20 protein-coding genes are annotated in these 19895 nt (G+C 63.4%); 11 read left to right on the top strand and 9 right to left on the bottom strand.

Annotated features, from left to right (window positions below):
* Positions 1–43: 43 nt before the first annotated feature.
* The gene (locus Q7U29_RS13930) at positions 44–397 is read left to right on the top strand and encodes a DUF6481 family protein (RefSeq protein ID WP_304742343.1); all 354 of its coding nucleotides are present in this window, start codon (positions 44–46) and stop codon (positions 395–397) included.
* Positions 398–485: 88 nt separating this feature from the next.
* On the opposite strand, the gene Q7U29_RS13925 is transcribed toward Q7U29_RS13930, so the two are convergent.
* On the bottom strand, positions 486–719 hold the full coding sequence (locus tag Q7U29_RS13925) for a pentapeptide MXKDX repeat protein (RefSeq protein WP_304742341.1): 234 nt from the start codon (positions 717–719) through the stop codon (positions 486–488).
* A gap of 320 nt (positions 720–1039) precedes the next feature.
* On the opposite strand from Q7U29_RS13925, the gene dctP reads away from it, so the two are divergent.
* Entirely contained in the window at positions 1040–2062 is a 1023-nt protein-coding gene (gene dctP, locus Q7U29_RS13920) for a TRAP transporter substrate-binding protein DctP (protein ID WP_304742339.1), read from the top strand.
* Positions 2063–2121: 59 nt separating this feature from the next.
* Here dctP and Q7U29_RS13915 read toward each other — a convergent pair whose 3' ends face one another.
* The 4 genes from Q7U29_RS13915 to Q7U29_RS13900 all read right to left on the bottom strand — a co-directional run bounded on the left by Q7U29_RS13915 (position 2122) and on the right by Q7U29_RS13900 (position 7300).
* The gene (locus Q7U29_RS13915; RefSeq protein ID WP_304742337.1) at positions 2122–3027 is read right to left on the bottom strand and encodes a hydroxymethylglutaryl-CoA lyase; all 906 of its coding nucleotides are present in this window, start codon (positions 3025–3027) and stop codon (positions 2122–2124) included.
* Between the two features lie 7 nt (positions 3028–3034).
* A complete protein-coding gene (locus Q7U29_RS13910) occupies positions 3035–5053 on the bottom strand; it encodes an acetyl-CoA carboxylase biotin carboxylase subunit (RefSeq protein WP_304742335.1) in 2019 nt (672 codons plus the stop codon).
* Positions 5054–5055: 2 nt separating this feature from the next.
* Positions 5056–6660: a carboxyl transferase domain-containing protein gene (locus Q7U29_RS13905; protein ID WP_304742334.1), complete on the bottom strand. Its 1605-nt coding sequence runs from the start codon at positions 6658–6660 to the stop codon at positions 5056–5058.
* A 334-nt stretch (positions 6661–6994) separates the two neighbouring features.
* Positions 6995–7300, bottom strand: coding sequence for an ETC complex I subunit (locus Q7U29_RS13900; protein WP_304742332.1), 306 nt, complete (start codon positions 7298–7300; stop codon positions 6995–6997).
* 234 nt (positions 7301–7534) lie between these two features.
* On the opposite strand from Q7U29_RS13900, the gene Q7U29_RS13895 reads away from it, so the two are divergent.
* Complete coding sequence (locus tag Q7U29_RS13895; protein ID WP_304742330.1) at positions 7535–8689, top strand: OpgC domain-containing protein; 1155 nt, start codon at positions 7535–7537, stop codon at positions 8687–8689.
* Between the two features lie 38 nt (positions 8690–8727).
* On the opposite strand, the gene Q7U29_RS13890 is transcribed toward Q7U29_RS13895, so the two are convergent.
* On the bottom strand, positions 8728–10539 hold the full coding sequence (locus tag Q7U29_RS13890; RefSeq protein WP_304742328.1) for a carbamoyltransferase C-terminal domain-containing protein: 1812 nt from the start codon (positions 10537–10539) through the stop codon (positions 8728–8730).
* A 409-nt stretch (positions 10540–10948) separates the two neighbouring features.
* Between Q7U29_RS13890 and Q7U29_RS13885 the strand changes: the two genes are divergently transcribed.
* From Q7U29_RS13885 to Q7U29_RS13860, 6 genes are all read left to right on the top strand, one after another.
* A complete protein-coding gene (locus Q7U29_RS13885) occupies positions 10949–11260 on the top strand; it encodes a hypothetical protein (protein ID WP_304742326.1) in 312 nt (103 codons plus the stop codon).
* Positions 11261–11428: 168 nt separating this feature from the next.
* Positions 11429–12256: a universal stress protein gene (locus tag Q7U29_RS13880; RefSeq protein WP_304742324.1), complete on the top strand. Its 828-nt coding sequence runs from the start codon at positions 11429–11431 to the stop codon at positions 12254–12256.
* A 180-nt stretch (positions 12257–12436) separates the two neighbouring features.
* A complete protein-coding gene (locus Q7U29_RS13875; protein ID WP_304742323.1) occupies positions 12437–12850 on the top strand; it encodes a translational machinery protein in 414 nt (137 codons plus the stop codon).
* Positions 12851–12890: 40 nt separating this feature from the next.
* Positions 12891–13967 (top strand): efflux RND transporter periplasmic adaptor subunit, encoded by a 1077-nt coding sequence (locus Q7U29_RS13870; protein ID WP_304742321.1) that lies wholly within the window; start codon positions 12891–12893, stop codon positions 13965–13967.
* Positions 13964–15199 carry an ABC transporter permease gene (locus Q7U29_RS13865; protein ID WP_304742320.1) on the top strand — a complete coding sequence of 412 codons (1236 nt, stop codon included), beginning with the start codon at positions 13964–13966 and terminating at the stop codon, positions 15197–15199. Before Q7U29_RS13870 ends, Q7U29_RS13865 begins: the two co-directional genes overlap by 4 nt.
* Positions 15196–15897 (top strand): ABC transporter ATP-binding protein, encoded by a 702-nt coding sequence (locus Q7U29_RS13860; RefSeq protein ID WP_304742318.1) that lies wholly within the window; start codon positions 15196–15198, stop codon positions 15895–15897. The genes Q7U29_RS13865 and Q7U29_RS13860 overlap by 4 nt, the downstream gene beginning before the upstream one ends.
* Before the next feature lie 18 nt (positions 15898–15915).
* On the opposite strand, the gene Q7U29_RS13855 is transcribed toward Q7U29_RS13860, so the two are convergent.
* From Q7U29_RS13855 to ftsH, 3 genes are read right to left on the bottom strand one after another with little or no spacing between them, the layout of a single operon-like run.
* The gene (locus Q7U29_RS13855; RefSeq protein WP_304742316.1) at positions 15916–16119 is read right to left on the bottom strand and encodes a hypothetical protein; all 204 of its coding nucleotides are present in this window, start codon (positions 16117–16119) and stop codon (positions 15916–15918) included.
* Between the two features lie 28 nt (positions 16120–16147).
* A complete protein-coding gene (locus Q7U29_RS13850) occupies positions 16148–16612 on the bottom strand; it encodes a host attachment family protein (RefSeq protein ID WP_304742314.1) in 465 nt (154 codons plus the stop codon).
* Positions 16587–18521, bottom strand: a complete 1935-nt coding sequence (ftsH, locus tag Q7U29_RS13845) for an ATP-dependent zinc metalloprotease FtsH (protein WP_304742312.1) — start codon at positions 18519–18521, stop codon at positions 16587–16589. Before ftsH ends, Q7U29_RS13850 begins: the two co-directional genes overlap by 26 nt.
* 190 nt (positions 18522–18711) lie before the next feature.
* Here ftsH and Q7U29_RS13840 point away from each other — a divergent pair, with 190 nt between their 5' ends.
* Both Q7U29_RS13840 and Q7U29_RS13835 read left to right on the top strand, forming a co-directional pair.
* Positions 18712–18933, top strand: coding sequence for a ChaB family protein (locus Q7U29_RS13840; protein ID WP_304742310.1), 222 nt, complete (start codon positions 18712–18714; stop codon positions 18931–18933).
* 270 nt (positions 18934–19203) lie between these two features.
* A complete protein-coding gene (locus tag Q7U29_RS13835; protein ID WP_304742309.1) occupies positions 19204–19890 on the top strand; it encodes a CBS domain-containing protein in 687 nt (228 codons plus the stop codon).
* The last annotated feature ends 5 nt before the right edge of the window (positions 19891–19895 follow it).

Raw genomic sequence — 19895 nt, 5'->3', positions numbered from 1 at the left:
CCAATCACCCCATCACCCAAACGAAAGTGACAAGGCCGTTTCAATGAGTGGATTCAAGGAACCTAGCTTCGCGGACCGGCAGAAGGCGGCGCAGGAAGCAAGGAAGAACATCCTGGAGAAGTTTAAGGCCAAGCCGGGTCTCAACGATCCCGAGGTCGCTAAACGCCGCGCCGAGCGCGAGGCGCAGGCCGCCGAACGGGCGAAGGCCAAATTGGCGCGCGAGGCCGCCAAGGCCGAACAAAAGGCGCGCGAGGAGCAAGCCGCCGCGGAAGCCGCCGCACAGATCTTGCGCGAACAGGAAGCCGCCGCCGCTGCTGAATTCGCCCTGGAGGCCGAGCGCAAGGCCGCACGCGACGCGCGTTATGCCGCCCGCAAGGGCAAGGGCAAGAAGAGATAAGACAGCCGGCGTCGCCTGACGCCCCGCCCGTGGCAGGCCCGCCTCCCCAGGGAGGCGAGCCCACACGACGCTGAAGCTGGCGGCAGACCTACTTCTTCATTCCGTCGTCTTTCTTCATGCCGTCCTTGGCCATGGAGTCTTTCTTCATGCCGTCCTTCGACATGGCGTCATCTTTCTTCATGCCGTCCTTGGACATCGTGTCCTTCTTCATGCCGTCGTCCTTGCCCATCTTGTCCTGAGCGAAGGCGGCAGGCGCCAGCGCCAGGCTGAGCGAGAGAGCCGCGGCCGAGATTCCGAGTGCGATACGGGTGCTGATGGTCATTGGCTGGTCTTTCCCTTGAAACCGGTTCTTGCAAGCGACGGATGCCGCTATGGTTCAGGACGGACCCGCGATGGCGTTTGTTACCTTGACCTGAGAATTTTTCGCCCGAGCCGGCTTTTTGCTACCGGCCGTGGGTTCCGGATAACGCGCCGGCCGATCTTGTTTCGGTTGAAACCCGCGCTGCCGCCCCAGGGGGGGCTTCCTCAAAAGCCCGGTCCCGGATATCAGACCAGAGAAAATTTCGGCAGAAGCGGGCGATGCCTTCAATGCCGCCGCAATATTCCAGTCTATATTCAATCAACAATATTCGAGGGAGTTCCATGTTCACGCGCCGCCAAGCCCTCATCACGGCGCTTGCCGCACCGGCCATCCTGCGTTTCGGGACGGGAACGGCGCAGGCTGCAACTACCCTGAAAATATCGCACCAGTTTCCCGGCGGCAGCATCGACAAGGGCGATTTCCGCGACCGGCTCTGCCGGATGTTTGCGGCTGAAGTCGCCAAACGCAGCGGTGGCGAGATCGCCGCGGAGGTTTTTCCGGACTCCACGCTGAGCAAGACCACCGCGCAGTTCTCGGCGATGCGCAAAGGCACCCTCGACATCAGCCTCTATCCCCTGCCCTATGCCGGCGGCGAATTGCCGGAGACCAATATCGGGCTGATGCCGGGCCTGGTCTCGACCTACGATCAGGGCCTGCGCTGGAAGGGGCTCCCGGTCGGAAAGCTGTTGACGGACTTTCTGGCCGACAAGGGCATCATCCTGCTCACCTGGATATGGCAGGCCGGCGGCGTCGCCAGCCGCGCCAAGCCCGTCGTGGCGCCGGAAGACGTCAAGGGCCTCAAGGTCCGCGGCGGTTCGCGCGAGATGGATATGGTGCTGCGGACCGCGGGCGCCGAAGTGCTGTCGGTGCCGTCGAACGAGCTCTATGCGGCGATGCAGAGCGGCGCCTGCGACGCCGGCATCACCTCCTCGACCAGCCTGATTTCGTTCCGGCTCGAGCAAGTCTCCAAGGTCCTGACTTCGGGCGCCGGCACATCCTACTGGTTCATGCTGGAGCCGTTGCTGATGTCGAAGACGGTTTTCGACAAACTGCCGAAAAACCAGCAGGACATCATCCGCAATGTGGGCGCCGAACTCGAAGCCTTCGGCAAGAAGGGCGCGCAGGACGACGATATCAGGGTTGCCGAGGTCTATGCAAAGGCCGGCGCCAGAGTCAGCATGCTCGATGCCGCCACCGTGGGCCAGTGGCGCGACATTGCGCGCGATACCGCCTGGAAGGACTATGGCGCCAAGACGCCGACCTCAGCCAACCTGCTGAAGCTCGCAAGCGATGTGCCGGTGTGATGCGCTTTCTGCAAAATCGCGAAAACAACCCCATGCACAGTAAGCCATAAGGTGCAATTTTACCTCACAGGCGCCTTGGCATTCAACGCCGACGCCACCCGGCTGACCGGCGGCCGGCCGAGCAACCGGCTGATCGTGTTGGTGGCCGCCAGCAGCTTCGGCATGTCGACGCCGGTGGCAATGCCCATGCCTTCCAGCATGTAGACCACGTCCTCGGTGGCGACATTGCCGGTGGCGCCCGGCGCATAGGGGCAGCCGCCGAGACCGCCCGCCGCGGAATCGATCACGCGGCAGCCCTCCTCCATCCCGGCATAGAGGTTGGCAAGGGCCTGGCCATAGGTGTCGTGGAAATGCATCGCCAGGTTCGCCATCGGCACGCTGCCGGCCACCGCGCGCAGAAGATTTTTGGCCTTCAGCGGCGTGCCGACGCCGATGGTGTCGCCGAGCGAGACCTCGTAGCAGCCGAGCTCAGATAACGTCCGCGCCACGTCGACCACCGCTTGCGGTTTCACCTCGCCGTCAAAGGGGCAGCCGAGCACGCAGGAGATATAGCCGCGCACTCTGATGCCGTCGGCCCTGGCCCGCGCCAGCACCGGCTTGAAGCGCTCGATCGATTCCGTCACCGTGCAATTGATGTTGGCGCGGGAAAAGCCTCCCGAGGCCGAGGCGAACACCGCGATCACTTTGGCGCCGGCCGCGCGCGCGGCCTCATAGCCCTTCTCATTCGGCACCAGCACGTGGAATTCGCTGTCGGGATGATGATCGACCCCGCGCAGCACGGCATCGGAGTTCACCATTTGCGGGATCGCCTTTGGCGACACGAAGGCGCCAACCTCGACGGTGCGCAAGCCAGCGCCGAGCAGCGCCTCGATGAAGGCGATGCGGTCCTCGACGCCAACCGGCGTCTTCTCGTTCTGCAGGCCGTCGCGTGGACCGACTTCGACGATGCGGACGGAATCGTTCATGTTGGTCTCACACAACGGTTGGCTCGACCACGGCGAGTTCGACGCCCTCGCCGACGATATCGCCGACCTTGCATTTGATGGCGCTCAGCACGCCCGCGAACGGCGCGCGCAACGTCTGCTCCATCTTCATCACTTCCAGCGTGAGAATGGGAGCTCCCTTCTCCAGCCTGGCGCCGACTTCCGCCAGCAACGCCACCACGGTGCCAGGCAACGGCGCCACGATCTTGTCCTCGCCGACCTGTTCTTCAGTCTCGCCACCGAACGGATCGACCCAATGCAGGTCGAAGCGGCCGTTGCGGGTGCGCAGATAGAGTTCATGGCCTTCGATGACGGCGACGACATGGGATTTGATGCCGTGCAGCCTGAGCTGGAAACCGCCGGCAGCCTCGGGCGCGGTGGTGAAGGCCAGTTCGCGCTCGCCGATCGACAGCGTCGCCGGACCGTTGCCGTAGACCAGGCTGACCCTGTGTTCGTCGCCCTGCCCGTCCCGGAACGTGAACACCCGCCGCCGCCGGCCGACCGGCATCCAGCCCGCCATCCGCCACGGCGAATGTGCTTCCGCACCGGCGCGCTTTGTTTCCTCGCCGAGAATGGCGACCACGGCCGCACCCAGCTCGAGATCGTGCGGAACCGGTGCTGCCGGCGTCAGGTTCTTCAATTCGCGTTCGATGAAGCCGGTATCGATGGTATTGGCGCGCACTTGCGGATGCGTCACCAGCGCCGACAGGAAGGGAATGTTGCTGACGATGCCGCGGACATCGCTCTCCCCGAGGCCGCGGTTGAGGCGATCGATGGCCTCGTCGCGGGTCGGCGCCCAGGCAATCACCTTGGCCAGCATGGCGTCGTAGTGCGGCGAGACCGCGTCGCCCGTGCGATAGCCCGCATCGATGCGCAGGCCGTTCACTTCGGCCGGCGTGTGCCATGTCCTGATGCGGCCGACCGACGGCATGAAATTCTTGTGCGGATTTTCGGCATAGACCCGCGCCTCGATGGCGTGGCCGTTGAGCGTGATCTGATCCTGCGTCAGCGGCAGCGTTTCGCCGAACGCCACCCGCAACTGCCATTCCACGAGATCGATGCCCGTGATCAGTTCGGTGACGGGATGCTCGACCTGCAGCCGGGTGTTCATCTCGATGAAGAACACATCCTTGCCGTCGGACACGAATTCGATGGTGCCGGCGCCGACGTAATTGACCGCCCCGGCGGCTTTTCGTGCAGCGGCGCAGACGGTCTCGCGCTGGGCCGCATTCAGCGTCGGCGACGGCGCTTCCTCGATCACCTTCTGATGCCGCCGCTGCAGCGTGCATTCGCGCTCGAACAGCGACAGCAGATTGCCGTGGCTGTCGCCGATGATCTGCACTACGATATGGCGCGGATTCTGGACGAATTTCTCGATCAGCATGCGGTCGTCGCCGAACGCGGCCTTGGCCTCACGCCTGGCGCTGACGAGAGCAGCGGCAAGCTCACCGGCCGCGCGCACCACCCGCATGCCGCGGCCGCCGCCGCCGGCGGAAGCCTTGACCAGCACCGGGTAGCCGGCCTTGTCGGCCGCCGCAGCCAGCGTGGCGTCGTCCTGGGCCTCGCCGTGGTAGCCGGGCACCAGCGGCACGCCGGCTTCCTCCATCAGCATTTTCGAACCCGACTTCGACCCCATCAACCGGATCATCGCGGCGGTCGGGCCGACAAACACCAGGCCCGCGTCGAGGCAGGCCTGCGCGAATTCGGCGCTCTCGGACAAGAATCCATAGCCGGGATGCACGGCCTCGGCGCCGGTCTGCCGCGCCACTTCGATCACGCGCTCGATGTTGAGATAGCTGTCGCGCGCCCGCGCCGGACCGAGCAACACGGCCTCATCCGCCATCGCGACATGCATGGAATCGGCGTCGGCTTCGGAATAGACCGCCACCGTGCGCAGGCCCATGGCCCTTGCGGTGCGGATCACCCGGCAGGCGATCTCGCCGCGGTTGGCGATCAGGAGGGTGCGAAATCGCCGGTACTGGGAGTGCGCTTGGGTTTGGCCTTTCATCATCACATCCTGAACAGGCCGAAACGGGTCGGCTCGATCGGCGCGTTGGCCGACGCCGATAACCCCAGGCCGAGCACCAGCCTGGTATCGGCGGGATCGATCACGCCGTCATCCCAGAGCCGCGCGGTGGCGTAATAGGGGCTGCCCTGGCTTTCATACTGGGCGCGAATTGGCGCACGAAACTTGTCGTCTTCCTCGGCCGACCATGTCTCGCCCTTGGCCTCGATGCCGTCGCGCCGGACCTGGGCCAGCACCATGGAAGCCTGTTCGCCGCCCATCACGGAGATGCGGGCGTTCGGCCACATCCAGAGAAAACGCGGGCTGTAGGCGCGGCCGCACATGCCGTAATTGCCGGCGCCGTAGGAGCCGCCGATCACGACGGTGAATTTCGGCACGCCGGCGGTGGCCACCGCCGTCACCAGCTTGGCGCCGTCGCGGGCGATGCCGCCGGCCTCGTATTTCTTGCCGACCATGAAGCCGGTGATGTTCTGCAGGAACACCAGCGGGATATTGCGCTGGCAGCACAGTTCGATGAAATGCGCGCCCTTCAGCGAACTCTCGCTGAACAGGATGCCGTTGTTGGCGATGATGCCGACCGGATGGCCCCAGATATGGGCGAAGCCGCAAATCAGGGTCTGGCCGTACAGCTTCTTGAATTCATCGAATTCCGAGCCGTCGACCAGCCGGGCGATGATGTCATGAACGTCGAACGGCTTGCGGCCGTCGGCGGAGACCACGCCATAGATTTCCTCGGGCGCAAACAACGGCTCGCGCGGCTCGCGCATGTTCAGGCTGGCGCGGACCGGCGGCTTCAGCGTGGCGACGATGCGCCGGGCGATGCCGATCGCATGCGCGTCGTTCTGCGCGTAATGATCGGTGACGCCGGATTGCCGCGAGTGCACGTCGGCGCCGCCGAGTTCTTCCGCCGTCACCACCTCGCCGGTCGCGGCCTTCACAAGCGGCGGCCCGCCGAGAAAGATCGTGCCCTGGTTGCGCACGATGATGCTCTCGTCCGACATCGCCGGGACGTAGGCGCCGCCGGCGGTGCAGGAGCCCATCACGATGGCGATCTGCGGGATGCCATGCGCCGACATCTGCGCCTGGTTGTAGAAAATGCGACCGAAATGCCGCTCGTCGGGGAAAATCTCGTCCTGCATCGGCAGGAAGGCGCCACCGGAATCGACCATATAGACGCAAGGCAGATTGTTCTGCCGCGCGATATCCTGGGCGCGCAGATGCTTCTTCACCGTCATCGGATAATAGGTGCCGCCCTTGATGGTGGCATCGTTGGCGACGACGACGCATTCGCGCCCCGATATCCGCCCGACGCCCGTGATGACGCTGGCCGAATGCACATCGCCGCCATAGAGGCCATGGGCCGCCAGCGGCGACAGCTCGAGAAACGCCGTACCGGGATCGATCAAGAGGTCGACGCGTTCGCGGGCCAGCATTTTGCCGCGCGCGGTATGGCGCGCGCGAGAGACCTTGCCGCCGCCGCCGGCCACCTGGTCGAGTTTTCCGCGCAGTTCGGCGACCAACGCCCGCATCGCCTCGGCATTGCGGGCAAAATCCTGGGATGTGGTGTCAATCGTGGAATGAAGCGGCATGGGTTTCCGCAGTTAGGGTGCGCCGCAATCCGGCATCGGGCTTGCGTTTAGATGTCATTCGGCCGTCGTCGGGCGCAACCTCAACTTGACGAAGCGACCATGCCCGAGACGACACTTGGAGGCGACATTAGCGCTATTAGGTCAAATTGCCCCTCTGAAATGTCTTTTTCCCGACATTCCCTCGGGCAATTTTGCGCCTCACCTCGCGCCCTCCCTTGAGGCTCCAAGCCTTGAGGGTCCAAGCCTTGAGGGTCCAAGCCAGGAGGGTCCAAGCCTTGAGGGTCCAAGCCGTGAGGGTACAAGCCTGGTGGGTCCAAGCCTGGTGGGTCCAAGCCTAGTGGGTCCAGGGCTCGCCGCGCCGGAAGGCGAAATTGTCGGCATAGGCGGCCTGGCGGCGTGCCGGCTCCTTCGGCTCGATCACCTGGTAGGGAATGCCCTCGCGCTCGCAATAGGCGACGGCGTCCTCCCTGGTGTCGAATCGGATCGTAAGCTGCTGCTTCATGTCGCCGGAAGAGGTCCAGCCCATCAAGGGCTCGATTGCCCGCGGCTGCTCCGGCTCATAATCCAGCTGCCAGTCCCTGGTCTTGGCGGTCCCCGATTGCATCGCGTTTTTGGCGGGCTTGAAGATGCGTGCGGTCATGGATGTCAGGGCCCCGTGATATCTGCGGCATGGAAAGCGCGTGGTAGAAGCGGCCGGGATAGTATAGAAACACCTTTCGAGAATTTGATCGGTGATTCCCGGTCCCGGATGTTACATTTTCTGCCACCCGTATAATCATTATGCTGCGCTGTGACAATCTCGGCCAGCCGCGCGGCTGAGGCCCCCTCGCCTGCGGTCCGACATCGTCGAAAGCATCACTTCGAAACGGCACCCATGAAAATCAATGCAACACTGCCCGAAAAGGGACGCGATCTCCGGCTCGACCTGTTTCGCGGCGTCGCAAACTGGGCGATCTATCTGGATCACATCCCCGACAACGTCGTGAACTGGATCACCACCCGGAATTACGGCTTCAGTGACGCCGCGGATCTGTTCGTCTTTATTTCGGGATACACCGCCTCTTTCGTCTACGCCCGGATGATGCTGGAACGCGGCTTTATCGTCGGCGCCACCCGCCTCACCAAGCGCGTCTGGCAGCTCTACGTCGCTCACGTCTTCCTGTTCGTGATCTACATCGTCGCGATCGGCTATGTCGCGCTGCGCTTCAGCGATGCGGAGATCATCAACGAGTTCAATCTGGCGGGCCTTGCCGGCGACCAGGCGATCGAAACCCTGCGCCAGGGCCTGCTGCTCAAGTTCAAGCCGGTCAATCTGGACGTGCTGCCGCTCTACATCGTGCTGATGGGATTGTTTCCGCCGGTGCTGTGGCTGATGCTGCGCCAACCCGACCTGACCATGGTGGCGTCGATCGTGCTGTGGCTGCTCTCCCGGCAATTCGGCTGGAACCTGTCGGCCTATCCGGCCGGGGCCTGGTACTTCAACCCGTTCTGCTGGCAGGTGCTGTTCGTGTTCGGCTCATGGTGCGCGCTCGGCGGCGCCAAGCGGGCGCGATGGATTGTCGATCTGCCCATCACCCTGTATTTCTGCATCGCCTATCTCGTCTTTGCGATGGTCATGACAATGGCCGCCAAGTTTCCGGATTTCGGCGCCCTGCTCCCGCACTGGCTCTATGAGATCTTCAAGCACAACGACAAAACCTTCCTCGCTCCCTACCGCTTCCTGCATTTCGTGGTGATCGTGATCATGGTCATCCGCTTCGTGCCGAAGGATTGGCCGGGGCTGGAATGGAAAGTGTTCGATCCGCTCGTGGTCTGCGGCCAGCAATCGCTCGCGGTGTTCTGCGTCGGCGTTTTCCTGTCCTTCGTCGGTCACTTCGAACTGATGATGAGCTCGGGCTCGCTGCTGGCGCAGATTTTCGTCAGCGTGTCCGGGATCGCGATCATGACGCTGGTCGCCTACTACATCTCCTGGTCGAAGCGGCAGGACAAACCGCTGCCCAAGCCGATGGCGCCGCCCAAGGCGGCCTGATCGGTCCGCGCCGCGGCGCCGTCAGGCATCGCGGCCGGTCAGCCCTGCCGTGTGCCGGACGCCACCATTGTCGCGATGTCGGCATAAATTTCGACCAGCGGCCCGACCACCCGGTGCAGCGCATTCTTCGACACCAGCGTGTCGTGCAGGACCAGATGATCGATCCCGGTCGTCAGGAAGCAGATCATGGCATCGCGCGGCGTCTCGACGATCGGCTCGCCCTTGACGTTGAACGACGTATTGATCAGCACGGGAACGCCGGTCAGCGCCTCGAACTCCTTCAGCAGCCGATACAGCACCGGATTGGTTTGCTCGCGGACGGTTTGAACGCGCGCCGTGCCGTCGACATGAACGATCGCCGGAATCCGGTCGCGCCATTCCGGGCGGACGGTCTTGGCGATCAGCATGAACGGAGAGTCCTCCTCGCCTTCGAAGATCTCCCTGACCCGCTCGGCGAGCACGATCGGCGCGAACGGACGGAACGGCTGGCGGTGCTTGACGCGACTGTTGAGGATATCCTTCATCTCCGGCTTGCGCGGGTCGGCCAGCAGGCTGCGATTGCCGAGCGCACGCGGCCCGAACTCCGAACCGCCCTGAAACCAGCCGATCACCTTCTGGTCGGCGAGCAGTTTCGCGGTGTCGCGGCAGATATTGTCGCTGCGCACCGCTGTCGTCTGAATGCGAACCAGAAATCTCTGCGTGGCTTTTTCGATATCCTGATCGGGATAGACCTTGCCGACATAGGAATGATCCATCACGAACTTGCGGCGCCGCTTCAGGATTTCCAGCCAGCCGTAATAGGCGCAGCCGATCGCAATGCCGTCGTCGCCGGCCGCCGGCTGAATCCAGACATTTTCAAAACCGGCCTCCCGCGCCACCCGGCCATTGGCCACGCAGTTCAGCGCGACGCCGCCGGCGATGGTGAGGTTCTTGGCGCCGGTCGTTTCGCGCAGCCAGCGGGCACGCGCGAGCAACACGTTTTCCGTGTCGTCCTGAACCCGCCAGGCGAGATCCTCCCAATGCCGCATCGACGGGCTGGTTTCCCATTTTTCACCGCTGCCCATGATGTAGGGCTGCTTGAACTCCGTGGTCCAGTGCGGAACGTGCAAGGTGCCATCGGTGAGCTCGAGCAGGTGCCTGACCTGCTCCTTCCTGCCGTACGGCGCCAGCCCCATCAGCTCGCCGCACTTGTTCCAGTCGCCAAAGATGTAGGACGAGGCCCGGCTGTAGAGCGCGCCAAGGCCCGGCATGTTGTAGAACTCGTCGCTCAGGAAGCCGCGATCGGGCTCCATCCAGACCTTCTTCAGGCATTCCAGCCTGGTGCCTGCGAATTTGTAATAGCTCTCGGACTCACGCGCGAGCGGCGTGGCGGCGTCGCTTGCCGGATAGGATTCCATCACGTCGGACCGATAGCTGCCGACGCCGTCGACGATCATCACGACGCCTTCCTCGAACGGCGAGACGGCGAAGGCGCTGTAGGCGTGCGCCAGATGATGCGAGATCGACACCACCTTGTCGGACTGCGACAGATAAAGCGGATGTTTGGCGGCCCCGGGGCGTTCATGCTCGGGCAGGAAGCCCGGCATGTCCTGGTAGACCAGCCGTTCTTCCATTTCCGGAACCGGCAGAATGTAGCAATTGCGAACGATCAGATCGACGTCATCGAGCGTGATGCCTTCGGCATCCAGACAATAGTCGATCACCTCGCTGTAGAAACCGGAGGCGTGCTTGTCGCGGGTGATTCGCTCTTTGGCGATCGCGAACGCGATGACGCCGTCTCGCAGCAGGCAGGCACTCACATCATGGTCGTAGGTATTCAGGCCGAGAACGTAGGTGTGTTGTTTGGGCATCGGCACTCTTCAGGATGAAATGGACGAGGGACTGGATCGAGATCAATGTCGGGTAATTCCTAGTCTTGCCGAGCGTTATTGTCGGCAGAATTGGGGCATCGTTTGGCAGAACCGGCTCGCGCGCTTGCCTAGAGTAAAAATTGCGCAATGCACAATATTTTCAAGCGAGCCGACGTTTGAACCTTTGTTCATGTTGTGCCGACACATGATGTTGAACGTTTGTTCATCTTGCGCCGGTTGAGACTGTAACTTGACCTCGCATGCGCTACCCCATAGCATCCCACCAAGCCACACGAACAACATTTTGTATTGCTGTTAAACACGTACCGGAACGTCGGGCGGGGCCTCGCGAGTCCACAAAAGCCAAGCTTGAAGTTGACGGTGATTGGAATGACCTGGGAGATCCTAAATGGCTAAACGCTACAACATCCTTTCGCGCTTCCTCGCGGCTACGGCTCTGGTCTTCGTCTATATGGTCAGCGTCGTCGGCACGTCAGGTCTGTTCCTGGCCGCATCGACGTCGTCGGCGGAAGCCCAAAGGGGCCGCGGTCGAGGCGGCGGCAGAGGCTATGCCAGGGGCTACGCTCGCGGCAGAGGCTACGGACGCGGTTACGGCTACGGACGCGGTTACGGCTACGGCGGCGTCTACGTTGCGCCGGTTGTGCGCGGCGGTGGTTGCTATTACAGCCGCCGCTGGGGTCGCGTCGTCTGCCCGTACTGATCGCGGCTTACATCGGCGTATCCGTTACGCCTGGAACATGACAACAGGTGTGCCGGTCAGCCGGCGCGCCTGTTTTTTTTGAACGGGCAGCCAAAGGCATGAGATAGATCAAAACGCCTGGGTCGGATGCGGGCATCCTAACCTTCTGCAACCCGTGAGCGTTCCATCATGCCGAACGATATCGCTGTTTTCCTTCCGGTCGATCGGCCTGCCGGCCCCCTGATCGATTGCGCCGCTGCAGTCGCCGTCCTGTTCGAGGCTCATCTCGATGGCATCGCCTGCGCCTATCAGGCCATCAATCCCATGATCGCCTTCGAGGCATCCGCCGTCGTCATGGCGGCTCAATACGACAGCGGCGTGGAACAGGCCGCCGCCGTGCTCGACCAGTTCGAGATCACGACGAGACGCCTCGATATCCCGCACGATGCCAGGAGCACGTTCAACGTTTCCTATGCCGCGACCCGCATCGTGACGGAGATGTCGCGGCTCTATGATCTGAGCATCGTCGCACAGCCGGACAGTTCCAACCCCAGCCAGACCGATTTCCTGTCCGAGGCGGTGCTGTTCGGCTCGGGGCGGCCGATGCTGATGATTCCCTACATCAACCGCGGGGCCTTCAGGACGGACCGCGTATTGATCTGCTGGGACGGCAAGGCGCCGGCGGCGCGGGCCGTCCACAATGCCGCGCCCTTCCTTCGCAAGGCCAAAGCCATCGACGTCGTGGCTATCAACGAGCACGAAGAGACTGCCGGCGCAGCATCGCTGTCGGCCCTGATCGCCCATCTCGCCCGGCGCGATCTGCCCGTAACCGCTCACCGGCTGACGGCCGATACCTCGAACATTCACAATACCATCCTGTCGCTGGCGGCCGACAACGACAGCGATCTGATCGTGATGGGCGGCTACGGCCATTCCAGACTTCGGGAATTCATCCTGGGCGGAGTGACGCGCGGCATGTTCGAGACGCTCACTGTCCCCACGTTGTTTTCGCACTGAGTTGGCGGCGGCAGTGCGGCTGAACAAGGTCGCGTCCGGGCCTGCTTCGGTTGACCTGAATCAATCGGCCAATACGCCATTGCGGTAATTACGTTCGGAGATGCGCGGCCGCCTCCGCGCATCAAGCCACGACTTCAAAAACGACCGGCGGAACGCTGCCGATCGACAAAGGATACAAACATGCCGACCCACTTCCATGCCATCGTCTGGATCGATCACTCGCAGGCCAAGGTGTTCCACGTCGGGCGATCGGGCGACGACGAGATCGTCATGCACCCGCATTTGCCCACCAAGCACCTCCACCACAAGGCCGGCTCGATCGGCAGCGGTCATGCCGCGCCCGACAAGGAGTTTTTGGCCGAGGTGATGAACGCCGTCAGCGACGCCGGCGAAATCCTGATCATCGGCCCCGCCAGCGCCAAGACCGAGTTCGCCAAATATCTCCGCGGGCAACATTCGAAAATCGGCGATCGCATCGTCGCCGTCGAGGCCGCGGATCACCCCAGCGATCGCGAGATCGTCGCCTATGCCAAGCAATATTTCAAAATCGCTCCTGTCAGGGCGGCTTCGGCCGGCGGGTCGGGCCGTGGCTGACGCCTCCGTGATCCAGGATCGGTTTTAGTCGATCATGGACATGAGGGTTACGCCAACCGAAACGACCGACGCCGCAACCCGGTCAACGGCAGGCAATCGGCGTTCATACGCATGGAAGCTGCTCGCGGCAGCGCTGGTGGCCGCCGCGCTGGCGGCCACGGCATGGTGGCTGTCTCGCGGGCCGGTCATTACCGTCGCCCGGATTACGCGCGGCGCCGCCGCGGAAATTGTCTATGCAACCGGCTCGGTCGAGCCCGAGACCTGGTCGCGTTCGACGCCGCTGGTACGCGGCCGCATTATCGAGCGTTGCCGGTGCGAGGGCAAAAGCGTCAGGAAGGGCGACGTTCTGGCGCGCCTCGATGACAAGGAAGCGCTGGCCACGCTGAACGATCTGCGCGCGCTGGAGGAGTTCCAGCGCCGGGAATTCGACCGTCAGTCGCAATTGTTGGCGCGCGGGGTCGCGACCTCGCAGGCCCATCAGCGCGCCGAGAGCGACCTTGCGCGGATTCAGGCGCAGATCGCCGCCCAGGCCCAGCGGCTGGAATACTTCAAGTTGGTTTCGCCGATGGATGGCACCGTTCTCAAGGAGGACGGCGAAGTCGGCGACATGGTGGAGCCCGGCACGATTCTCTACCGTATCGGCCTGGAAAAGCCGTTGTGGGTCGTCGCCGACGTCAACGAGGAAGACATCCCCCGCGTCAAGGTCGCTCAGAAGGCGCTGTTGCGCACCGACGCGTTCATCGGTCAGGTGCTGCCGGGAGTGGTCAAGCAGATCACGCCGGCCGGAGATCCCGTCTCCAAGACCTTCCGCGTGCGGATCGGCTTGCCCGACGATACCCCGTTGCGGGTGGGCATGAGCGTCGAAGCCAATATTGTCAGCCGCGAGAAACAGGACGTGCTTCTGGTTCCGGCCAACGCCGTGGTCAACAACAGCCTGATGACGGTCGAAAACAATCGCGCCCGGCTGCGCAAGGTCGAAACGGGGATTCGCGGCACCGGCATGGTGGAGATCGTCGGCGGCGCCAGCGAGGGCGAACTGGTCGCCGCTCCCGCCACCACCAATATCAAGGGTGGATCGCGGGTGCGCCCGGTGCTGGCGGAACCGGCCGTGCCGTGAACCTTATCCTGACCATAGCCTGGACCCATGTCCGCCACCGCGCGCGCCAGACGCTGGTGGCAATCGCCGGCGTCATGACCGGTGTCGGATTCTCCATCATGATGGCGGCGATGATGGAGGGGTCACAGGACGATTTCATCAGGACCCTGGTCGACGCGCTGCCGCATATCTCCATCACCGATGAACTGCGCGAGCCGACGCGGCAGCCGGCCGACATCGTCTATGCCGCCGCCGAGTTCCATGGCCTGACGCCTGATGTCCGTCGTCCCGGCATCAAGAATCCGATGGCGACCATCGCGTCGCTGCAAACCTGGGTGCCCGGGGCGCTGACCCCGTCGGTGCAGTCGAAGGCGGTGCTGCGGTTCGCCGGACGCAACCTGACCACCTCGATCATCGGCATCGATCCCCGCACCGAGGCCGACGTCTCCAATATCGCGACCCACATGAAGCAGGGAACGCTGAACTCGCTGTATCGCGCATCCAACGCCATCCTGCTCGGCGACCGCCTCGCCAACAAGATCGGCGCACGGGTCAATTCCAATATCACGCTGGCCTCGGCCGAAGGCGCCAGCATGAACGCCACCGTCGTCGGCACCTTCCATACCGGATTCCGCATGACCGACGAGACTACCGGTTATGTCCTGCTCAAGACCGCGCAAGTGCTGGAAAGGCAGACCGGCATCGTCAACGAGATCCGCGTCCGCACCCGCGACCCGATGGCGGCCCGGCTGATCTCGGAGCGGATCGGCGAACAGACGGGCTACAAATCCATCTCCTGGCAGGAGGCGCAGGAGGATCTGTTGTCGGCGATCACGCTGCGCAACGTGCTGATGTACACCATCGTCGGCGCGATCCTGCTGGTCGCGAGCTTCGGCACCTACAACATCATTTCGACCATCACCCACGAGAAAACGCGCGACATCGCCATCCTGAAATCGCTGGGTTTCCGGGACCACACCATCCGGGCCGTCTTCATCGTCGAGTCGCTGCTGGTCGGCCTGGTCGGCGCGGTGCTGGGCTGGATCTTCGGCTATCTGCTGACCCGCGGGCTGGCGTCGCTGGAATTCAAGACCCCGTTCTCCGACTACAACCACCTGCCCGTGCTCTATTCGGTAAAGCATTACTTGCTGGCCACCGGCGTGGCCTTGCTGTCGAGCGTGGTGGCCGGCTATTTCCCGGCCCGATCGGCGGCGCGACTGCACCCGGTCGACATCATCCGGGGCGCGACATGAGTGCGGCCCTGATCGAGGCGCGCGGTGTCAGCAAGGTCCTCGCTGGAATCGTACCGGTCACGCTGGTACAGGACATCAGCCTCGCCATCCTGCCGCGCGAATTCATCGCCATCACCGGCCCCTCCGGTTCAGGAAAATCGTCGCTGCTGTACCTGTTGGGACTGCTGGATCTTCCGACAACGGGCGAAGTCCTGATCGACGGCCAATCCACCACCGTCATGACCGAAGACGAGCGGGCGGAAGTGCGGCTCACCCGACTGGGGTTCGTCTTCCAGTTTCATTTCCTGCTGCCTGAATTCTCGATCACGGAAAATGTCGCACTGCCGATGCGGGCGCTCGGCCGATTGCCGCCCCGCGCCATCGTGGCGCGTGCCGAAGAACTGCTGGATTCGTTCGGGCTCGGCGATCACAGGCACAAAACTCCGGATCAATTGTCCGGCGGCCAGCGCCAGCGCGTGGCGGTGGCGCGGGCGCTGGCCAACGATCCCCCGGTCATTCTCGCGGACGAACCGACCGGAAGCCTCGATTCCGTTTCCACCACGCAGGTGTTCGGCATCCTGCGCGATCTGGTGGCGCTGCGCGGCAAGACCGTGGTCGCCGTCACCCATGATCTCAATCTGGCATCGCAAATGCACCGCCGGATTCACGTCGTCGACGGCCGGCTGGCGAATGACGAAACAGCCGCCGCGCCGGCGTGATCCGGCCGATGTCGTCCCTCACTCGTCGAACACCGGCGGGTCCGGCCGCTCATGCGGCTTTTCGCCCTCGACCGGCTCGTCGTGATCCGCAGGAACCGCGCGCTCGACGTCGACCTGCTCGCTTTCGATCAGGCGCCGTGCCTCGTCGAGCTGTTCCGAGGGCGTACTTTTTCGCGGGGGCGATGCCGCCCCTGCCTCCTCGTTTCCGTCTGAGTCTCGCATGTGCTCCTCCGCCAGGCCGCGCAATGACTCAGTGCGAACCGGCATCGCCGGTCAGATGCTTCTCGATTTCCCAGACCGGCTGCTTGGTCAGGTCCTTGTTGATCTCGGCAATGATGCAGGCCTTTACATCGGAATGGAAGGCGTCGCGCAGCTCGGCGAGGGTCCTTGGCGGAGCCACCACGACCAGGGCCTGCACCTTCCGTTCGCGGATCACCTGTTCCAACGCGGCGGCGACCTTTCTGGCGAAATGATGCTCCTCGATGTCATGCCAGTCGGTGGGTTCGACGGCGCTTCGCTGGCCTGTCTGCGATCCCTTGCTGACCCGGCCCGGCCGCTCGGTGCCTTGCTCATGGCTGGATGGATTTTCTTCCTCAAAGACCTTCTCGGTCTTGAGATTCGGAAACTTCTCGTCGCCGTCATTACGCAGGAACAGGGCTTTGCGGCCGTCGCCGACGAACACGAAAGCATTATGCGGGATCTTGAGCTTGTTCATGCTGGCTCTCCTGAAAACCTTGTTCTCGGTGGGTTCGTTCATCAATGACCGTGGGTGGGCCTGGAATGGTTCGTCGCTCTGCCATCTCTCGCTCGGCGACCGGGCGCAGCGGCGCAAACTCCTCCGATGTCAGCGACTCCCGGGCGATCAGGAGTTCGACGCCGGCATCGAGATCGCCGCGTCGTCTCTCGAGAATGGCGTGCGCGCAGGCGGCACCGGCCTCGATCAGATCGCGCACCGCCAGATCGATCTCGCGCCCGGTCGCCTCCGCGGCACCGACGACGGTGTCCTGCAGGGATGGCAGGAAGGTCTGGGGCCGCGGCGCATAGGTACGTTGCCCCACTTTCGCGTCCATGCCGTATTTCGTCACCATCTCCACGGCAATTTCGGTTGCCCGCTGCAAGTCATCAGCCGCACCCGTCGAGACGTCGCCGTCGAACACCAGGCGCTCGGAGGCGCGGCCGCCCATCAACACGGCGATCCGGTTCCTGAGTTCGCTCGCCGACAGCAGAAACCGGTCTTCGGTCGGCCGCTGCATGGTGTAGCCCAGCGCGCCGACGCCGCGGGGAATGATCGAGACCTTCTGTACGGGATCGACACCCGGCAGACTGGCCGCGACCAGGGCGTGCCCCATCTCGTGATAGGCGACCCTGCGGCGCTCGTGCTTGCCGAGCACCCGGCTCTTCTTCTCGATCCCGGCAACGATGCGCTCGATCGCGACCGTGAAATCACCGAACGAAACCTCGTCGGCATCGCGCCTGGTGGCGGCGATAGCCGCCTCGTTGATCAGGTTGGCCAGGTCGGCGCCGGTGAAACCGGTGGTGAGGGCTGCGATCTTGTCCAGATCGACATCGCCGCCGACACGGATCTTGCGGATGTGCACCTTCAGGATGGCGACACGGCCGCTCTTGTCGGGACGATCCACCAGCACCTGCCGGTCGAAGCGTCCTGCGCGCAGCAGCGCGGGATCGAGGATTTCGGGCCGGTTGGTGGCGGCCAGCAGGATGACGCCGGCCGAGGGATCGAAGCCGTCGAGCTCGGCAAGCAGCTGGTTCAGGGTCTGCTCTTTTTCATCGTAGCCGCCGAACGCGCCGGGCGAGCGGCTGCGTCCGAGCGCGTCGAGCTCATCGATGAAGATGATGCAGGGTGCCGCCTTGCGCGCCTGCTCGAACAGATCGCGGACCCGGGCGGCGCCGACGCCGACGAACATCTCCACGAACTCGGAGCCAGAGATGGAAAAGAATGCAACCCCGGCCTCGCCAGCCACGGCGCGGGCAAGCAAGGTCTTGCCGGTGCCGGGCGGTCCCACCAGCAGAATCCCCTTGGGCACGTGGGCACCGAGCCGGCCGTAGCTCTTGGGGTCCTTGAGGAAAGATACGACTTCCTGCAGCTCGAACTTGGCCTCATCGACGCCGGCAACGTCGGCGAAGGTGACCTTGGTGTCCTTTTCGACGTAGACTTTGGCCCGAGACTTTCCGATCGACATCAGTCCGCCAAAGCCCTGCCGATCCGCCAGCCGGCGTCCGAGGAAGACCCAGATCAAATAGAACATCAGCCCGGGAACGATCCAAGACAGAATGGTCTGGAACAGCCCGCCCGAGGGAACGCCGGTGACCACGACACCTTTCGCGGCCAGCTTCTCGGCCAGCGCCGCGTCGACCCGCGCCGTGATGAAGGCCGACTTGCCGCTCGGCAGCTTGTCTTTCAACTTGCCCTGGATGGTATCCTGGCCGACGGCGACCTCGGTGACGTGCCCCTCGGACACCAGTTGTTCGAACTCGCTGTAGGGAATTGTATCGACGGTATTGTAGGTCGCCAGAACCCATTGCAGCAGCAGCATGCCGATGCTGGCCGCGAAAATATAGCCGATGGCGACAGTCTGCTTTCGTGACGACGGGTCCGATTCCATTTTTCCTTTGTCTCCCGTCACTTCGAAATTTCAGAACGGTGCCCTGGCCGGACGAACGCCGACGGTGCCGACATAATTAGCAAGCGCCGGGTGCCCCCGCTTGCTCTGGATCAATTGACGTTGCTCGCGCGGGAGGTAGGTAGGATTTGAGGCGTTTTGTCACCAGCCATCCAACGCGGAGGGCGGTCGGTTGCCCTACCAATCCGTCGAAGATCTTCCGCCGTCCATCCAGGCCCATTTGCCGCGGCATGCGCAGGAGATCTATCTCGGCGCGTTCAACGGCGCCTGGACACAATACGCCCGGCGCGGCCCCCAACGGCGCGAGAGCACCGCGCACCGCGTCGCCTGGGCGGCAGTGAAGCGCAAATACGAAAAATCCGGTGAACGGTGGATCCTGCGAAAGGCCGACTGACCGCTGTGCGCTTTCACGCGATACCGGTGCTGCCGCGTCCCGATTGATCCCGATCAACATCGATATCGCCGAACGATGCCACCAAGGCCCTGTCCCGGGAGGTCGACCATGATTGGCATAAGCTTGAGTTCGGACCAGATTCGTACTGCCCCGGCTGAGGTCCGGCGCTGGATCGAGCGCGACGAGTTGGTGGAGCCCGTCACTTGACTTGAATCAACGACAAATGCGGGACCGAGTCCTCAGCTGTCATCCGAACAAGGGAGATTTTTCATGCAAGCCCGCAATGTCATGGTTACGCCGGTCGTGACCGTCAAACCCTCCGCGACCGTTCAGGAGGTTGCGGCTCAGTTTCTCGAAAGAAATATCAGCGCGGCCCCGGTCGTTGACGACAACGGCAAGCTCGTCGGCATTGTCAGCGAAGGCGACCTGCTGCACCGCGTCGAGGCGGGTACGGAACGACGTCGCTCCTGGTGGCTTCGCGCCTTTACCGAGGCCGACACGCTCGCCGCCGAATATGTCAAGTCGCACAGCCGCAAGGTGGCGGATGTCATGACCCGCACCGTCATCACGGCCGCTCCCGAGACACCCCTGCACGAGATTGCCACCGTGCTGGAGAAGAATGCGATCAAGCGGCTGCCGATCCTGGAGAACGGTCAGATCGTCGGAATCGTCAGCCGCGCCAATCTCCTTCAGGCGGTCGCCAGCGCGCGCCAGGTGCTCCAAGTGACGCCATCCGACAAGGCCATTCGCGACCGAATCCTCTCCAGCCTGCAGGCAGAGCCCTGGGCTCACACGGCACTGCTGAACGTCACCGTATCCGACGGCGTGGTTGATCTCTGGGGACTCGCCGAATCCAAAGCCGAGCGAAAAGCCATCAAGGTCGCGGCGGAAACCACGCCCGGCGTTCGCAGCGTCAATGACAACATGGTGATCTTCTCAGGCGGCGGTTGGGCCTGAGCCCT

The organism is Bradyrhizobium sp., assembly GCF_030654605.1.
Classification (GTDB): Bacteria; Pseudomonadota; Alphaproteobacteria; order Rhizobiales; family Xanthobacteraceae; genus Bradyrhizobium.
This window is presented reverse-complemented; position numbering and strand designations above follow the sequence as displayed.

Excerpts from the sequence above, each read along its gene's own strand:
- Q7U29_RS13930 (WP_304742343.1), top strand. The coding sequence starts at position 44 with ATGAGTGGATTCAAGGAACCTAGCTTCGCGGACCGGCAGAAGGCGGCG.
- Q7U29_RS13925 (WP_304742341.1), bottom strand. The coding sequence starts at position 719 with ATGACCATCAGCACCCGTATCGCACTCGGAATCTCGGCCGCGGCTCTC.
- dctP (WP_304742339.1), top strand. The coding sequence starts at position 1,040 with ATGTTCACGCGCCGCCAAGCCCTCATCACGGCGCTTGCCGCACCGGCC.
- Q7U29_RS13915 (WP_304742337.1), bottom strand. The coding sequence starts at position 3,027 with ATGAACGATTCCGTCCGCATCGTCGAAGTCGGTCCACGCGACGGCCTG.
- Q7U29_RS13910 (WP_304742335.1), bottom strand. The coding sequence starts at position 5,053 with ATGAAAGGCCAAACCCAAGCGCACTCCCAGTACCGGCGATTTCGCACC.
- Q7U29_RS13905 (WP_304742334.1), bottom strand. The coding sequence starts at position 6,660 with ATGCCGCTTCATTCCACGATTGACACCACATCCCAGGATTTTGCCCGC.
- Q7U29_RS13900 (WP_304742332.1), bottom strand. The coding sequence starts at position 7,300 with ATGACCGCACGCATCTTCAAGCCCGCCAAAAACGCGATGCAATCGGGG.
- Q7U29_RS13895 (WP_304742330.1), top strand. The coding sequence starts at position 7,535 with ATGAAAATCAATGCAACACTGCCCGAAAAGGGACGCGATCTCCGGCTC.
- Q7U29_RS13890 (WP_304742328.1), bottom strand. The coding sequence starts at position 10,539 with ATGCCCAAACAACACACCTACGTTCTCGGCCTGAATACCTACGACCAT.
- Q7U29_RS13885 (WP_304742326.1), top strand. The coding sequence starts at position 10,949 with ATGGCTAAACGCTACAACATCCTTTCGCGCTTCCTCGCGGCTACGGCT.
- Q7U29_RS13880 (WP_304742324.1), top strand. The coding sequence starts at position 11,429 with ATGCCGAACGATATCGCTGTTTTCCTTCCGGTCGATCGGCCTGCCGGC.
- Q7U29_RS13875 (WP_304742323.1), top strand. The coding sequence starts at position 12,437 with ATGCCGACCCACTTCCATGCCATCGTCTGGATCGATCACTCGCAGGCC.
- Q7U29_RS13870 (WP_304742321.1), top strand. The coding sequence starts at position 12,891 with ATGAGGGTTACGCCAACCGAAACGACCGACGCCGCAACCCGGTCAACG.
- Q7U29_RS13860 (WP_304742318.1), top strand. The coding sequence starts at position 15,196 with ATGAGTGCGGCCCTGATCGAGGCGCGCGGTGTCAGCAAGGTCCTCGCT.
- Q7U29_RS13855 (WP_304742316.1), bottom strand. The coding sequence starts at position 16,119 with ATGCGAGACTCAGACGGAAACGAGGAGGCAGGGGCGGCATCGCCCCCG.
- Q7U29_RS13850 (WP_304742314.1), bottom strand. The coding sequence starts at position 16,612 with ATGAACAAGCTCAAGATCCCGCATAATGCTTTCGTGTTCGTCGGCGAC.
- ftsH (WP_304742312.1), bottom strand. The coding sequence starts at position 18,521 with ATGGAATCGGACCCGTCGTCACGAAAGCAGACTGTCGCCATCGGCTAT.
- Q7U29_RS13835 (WP_304742309.1), top strand. The coding sequence starts at position 19,204 with ATGCAAGCCCGCAATGTCATGGTTACGCCGGTCGTGACCGTCAAACCC.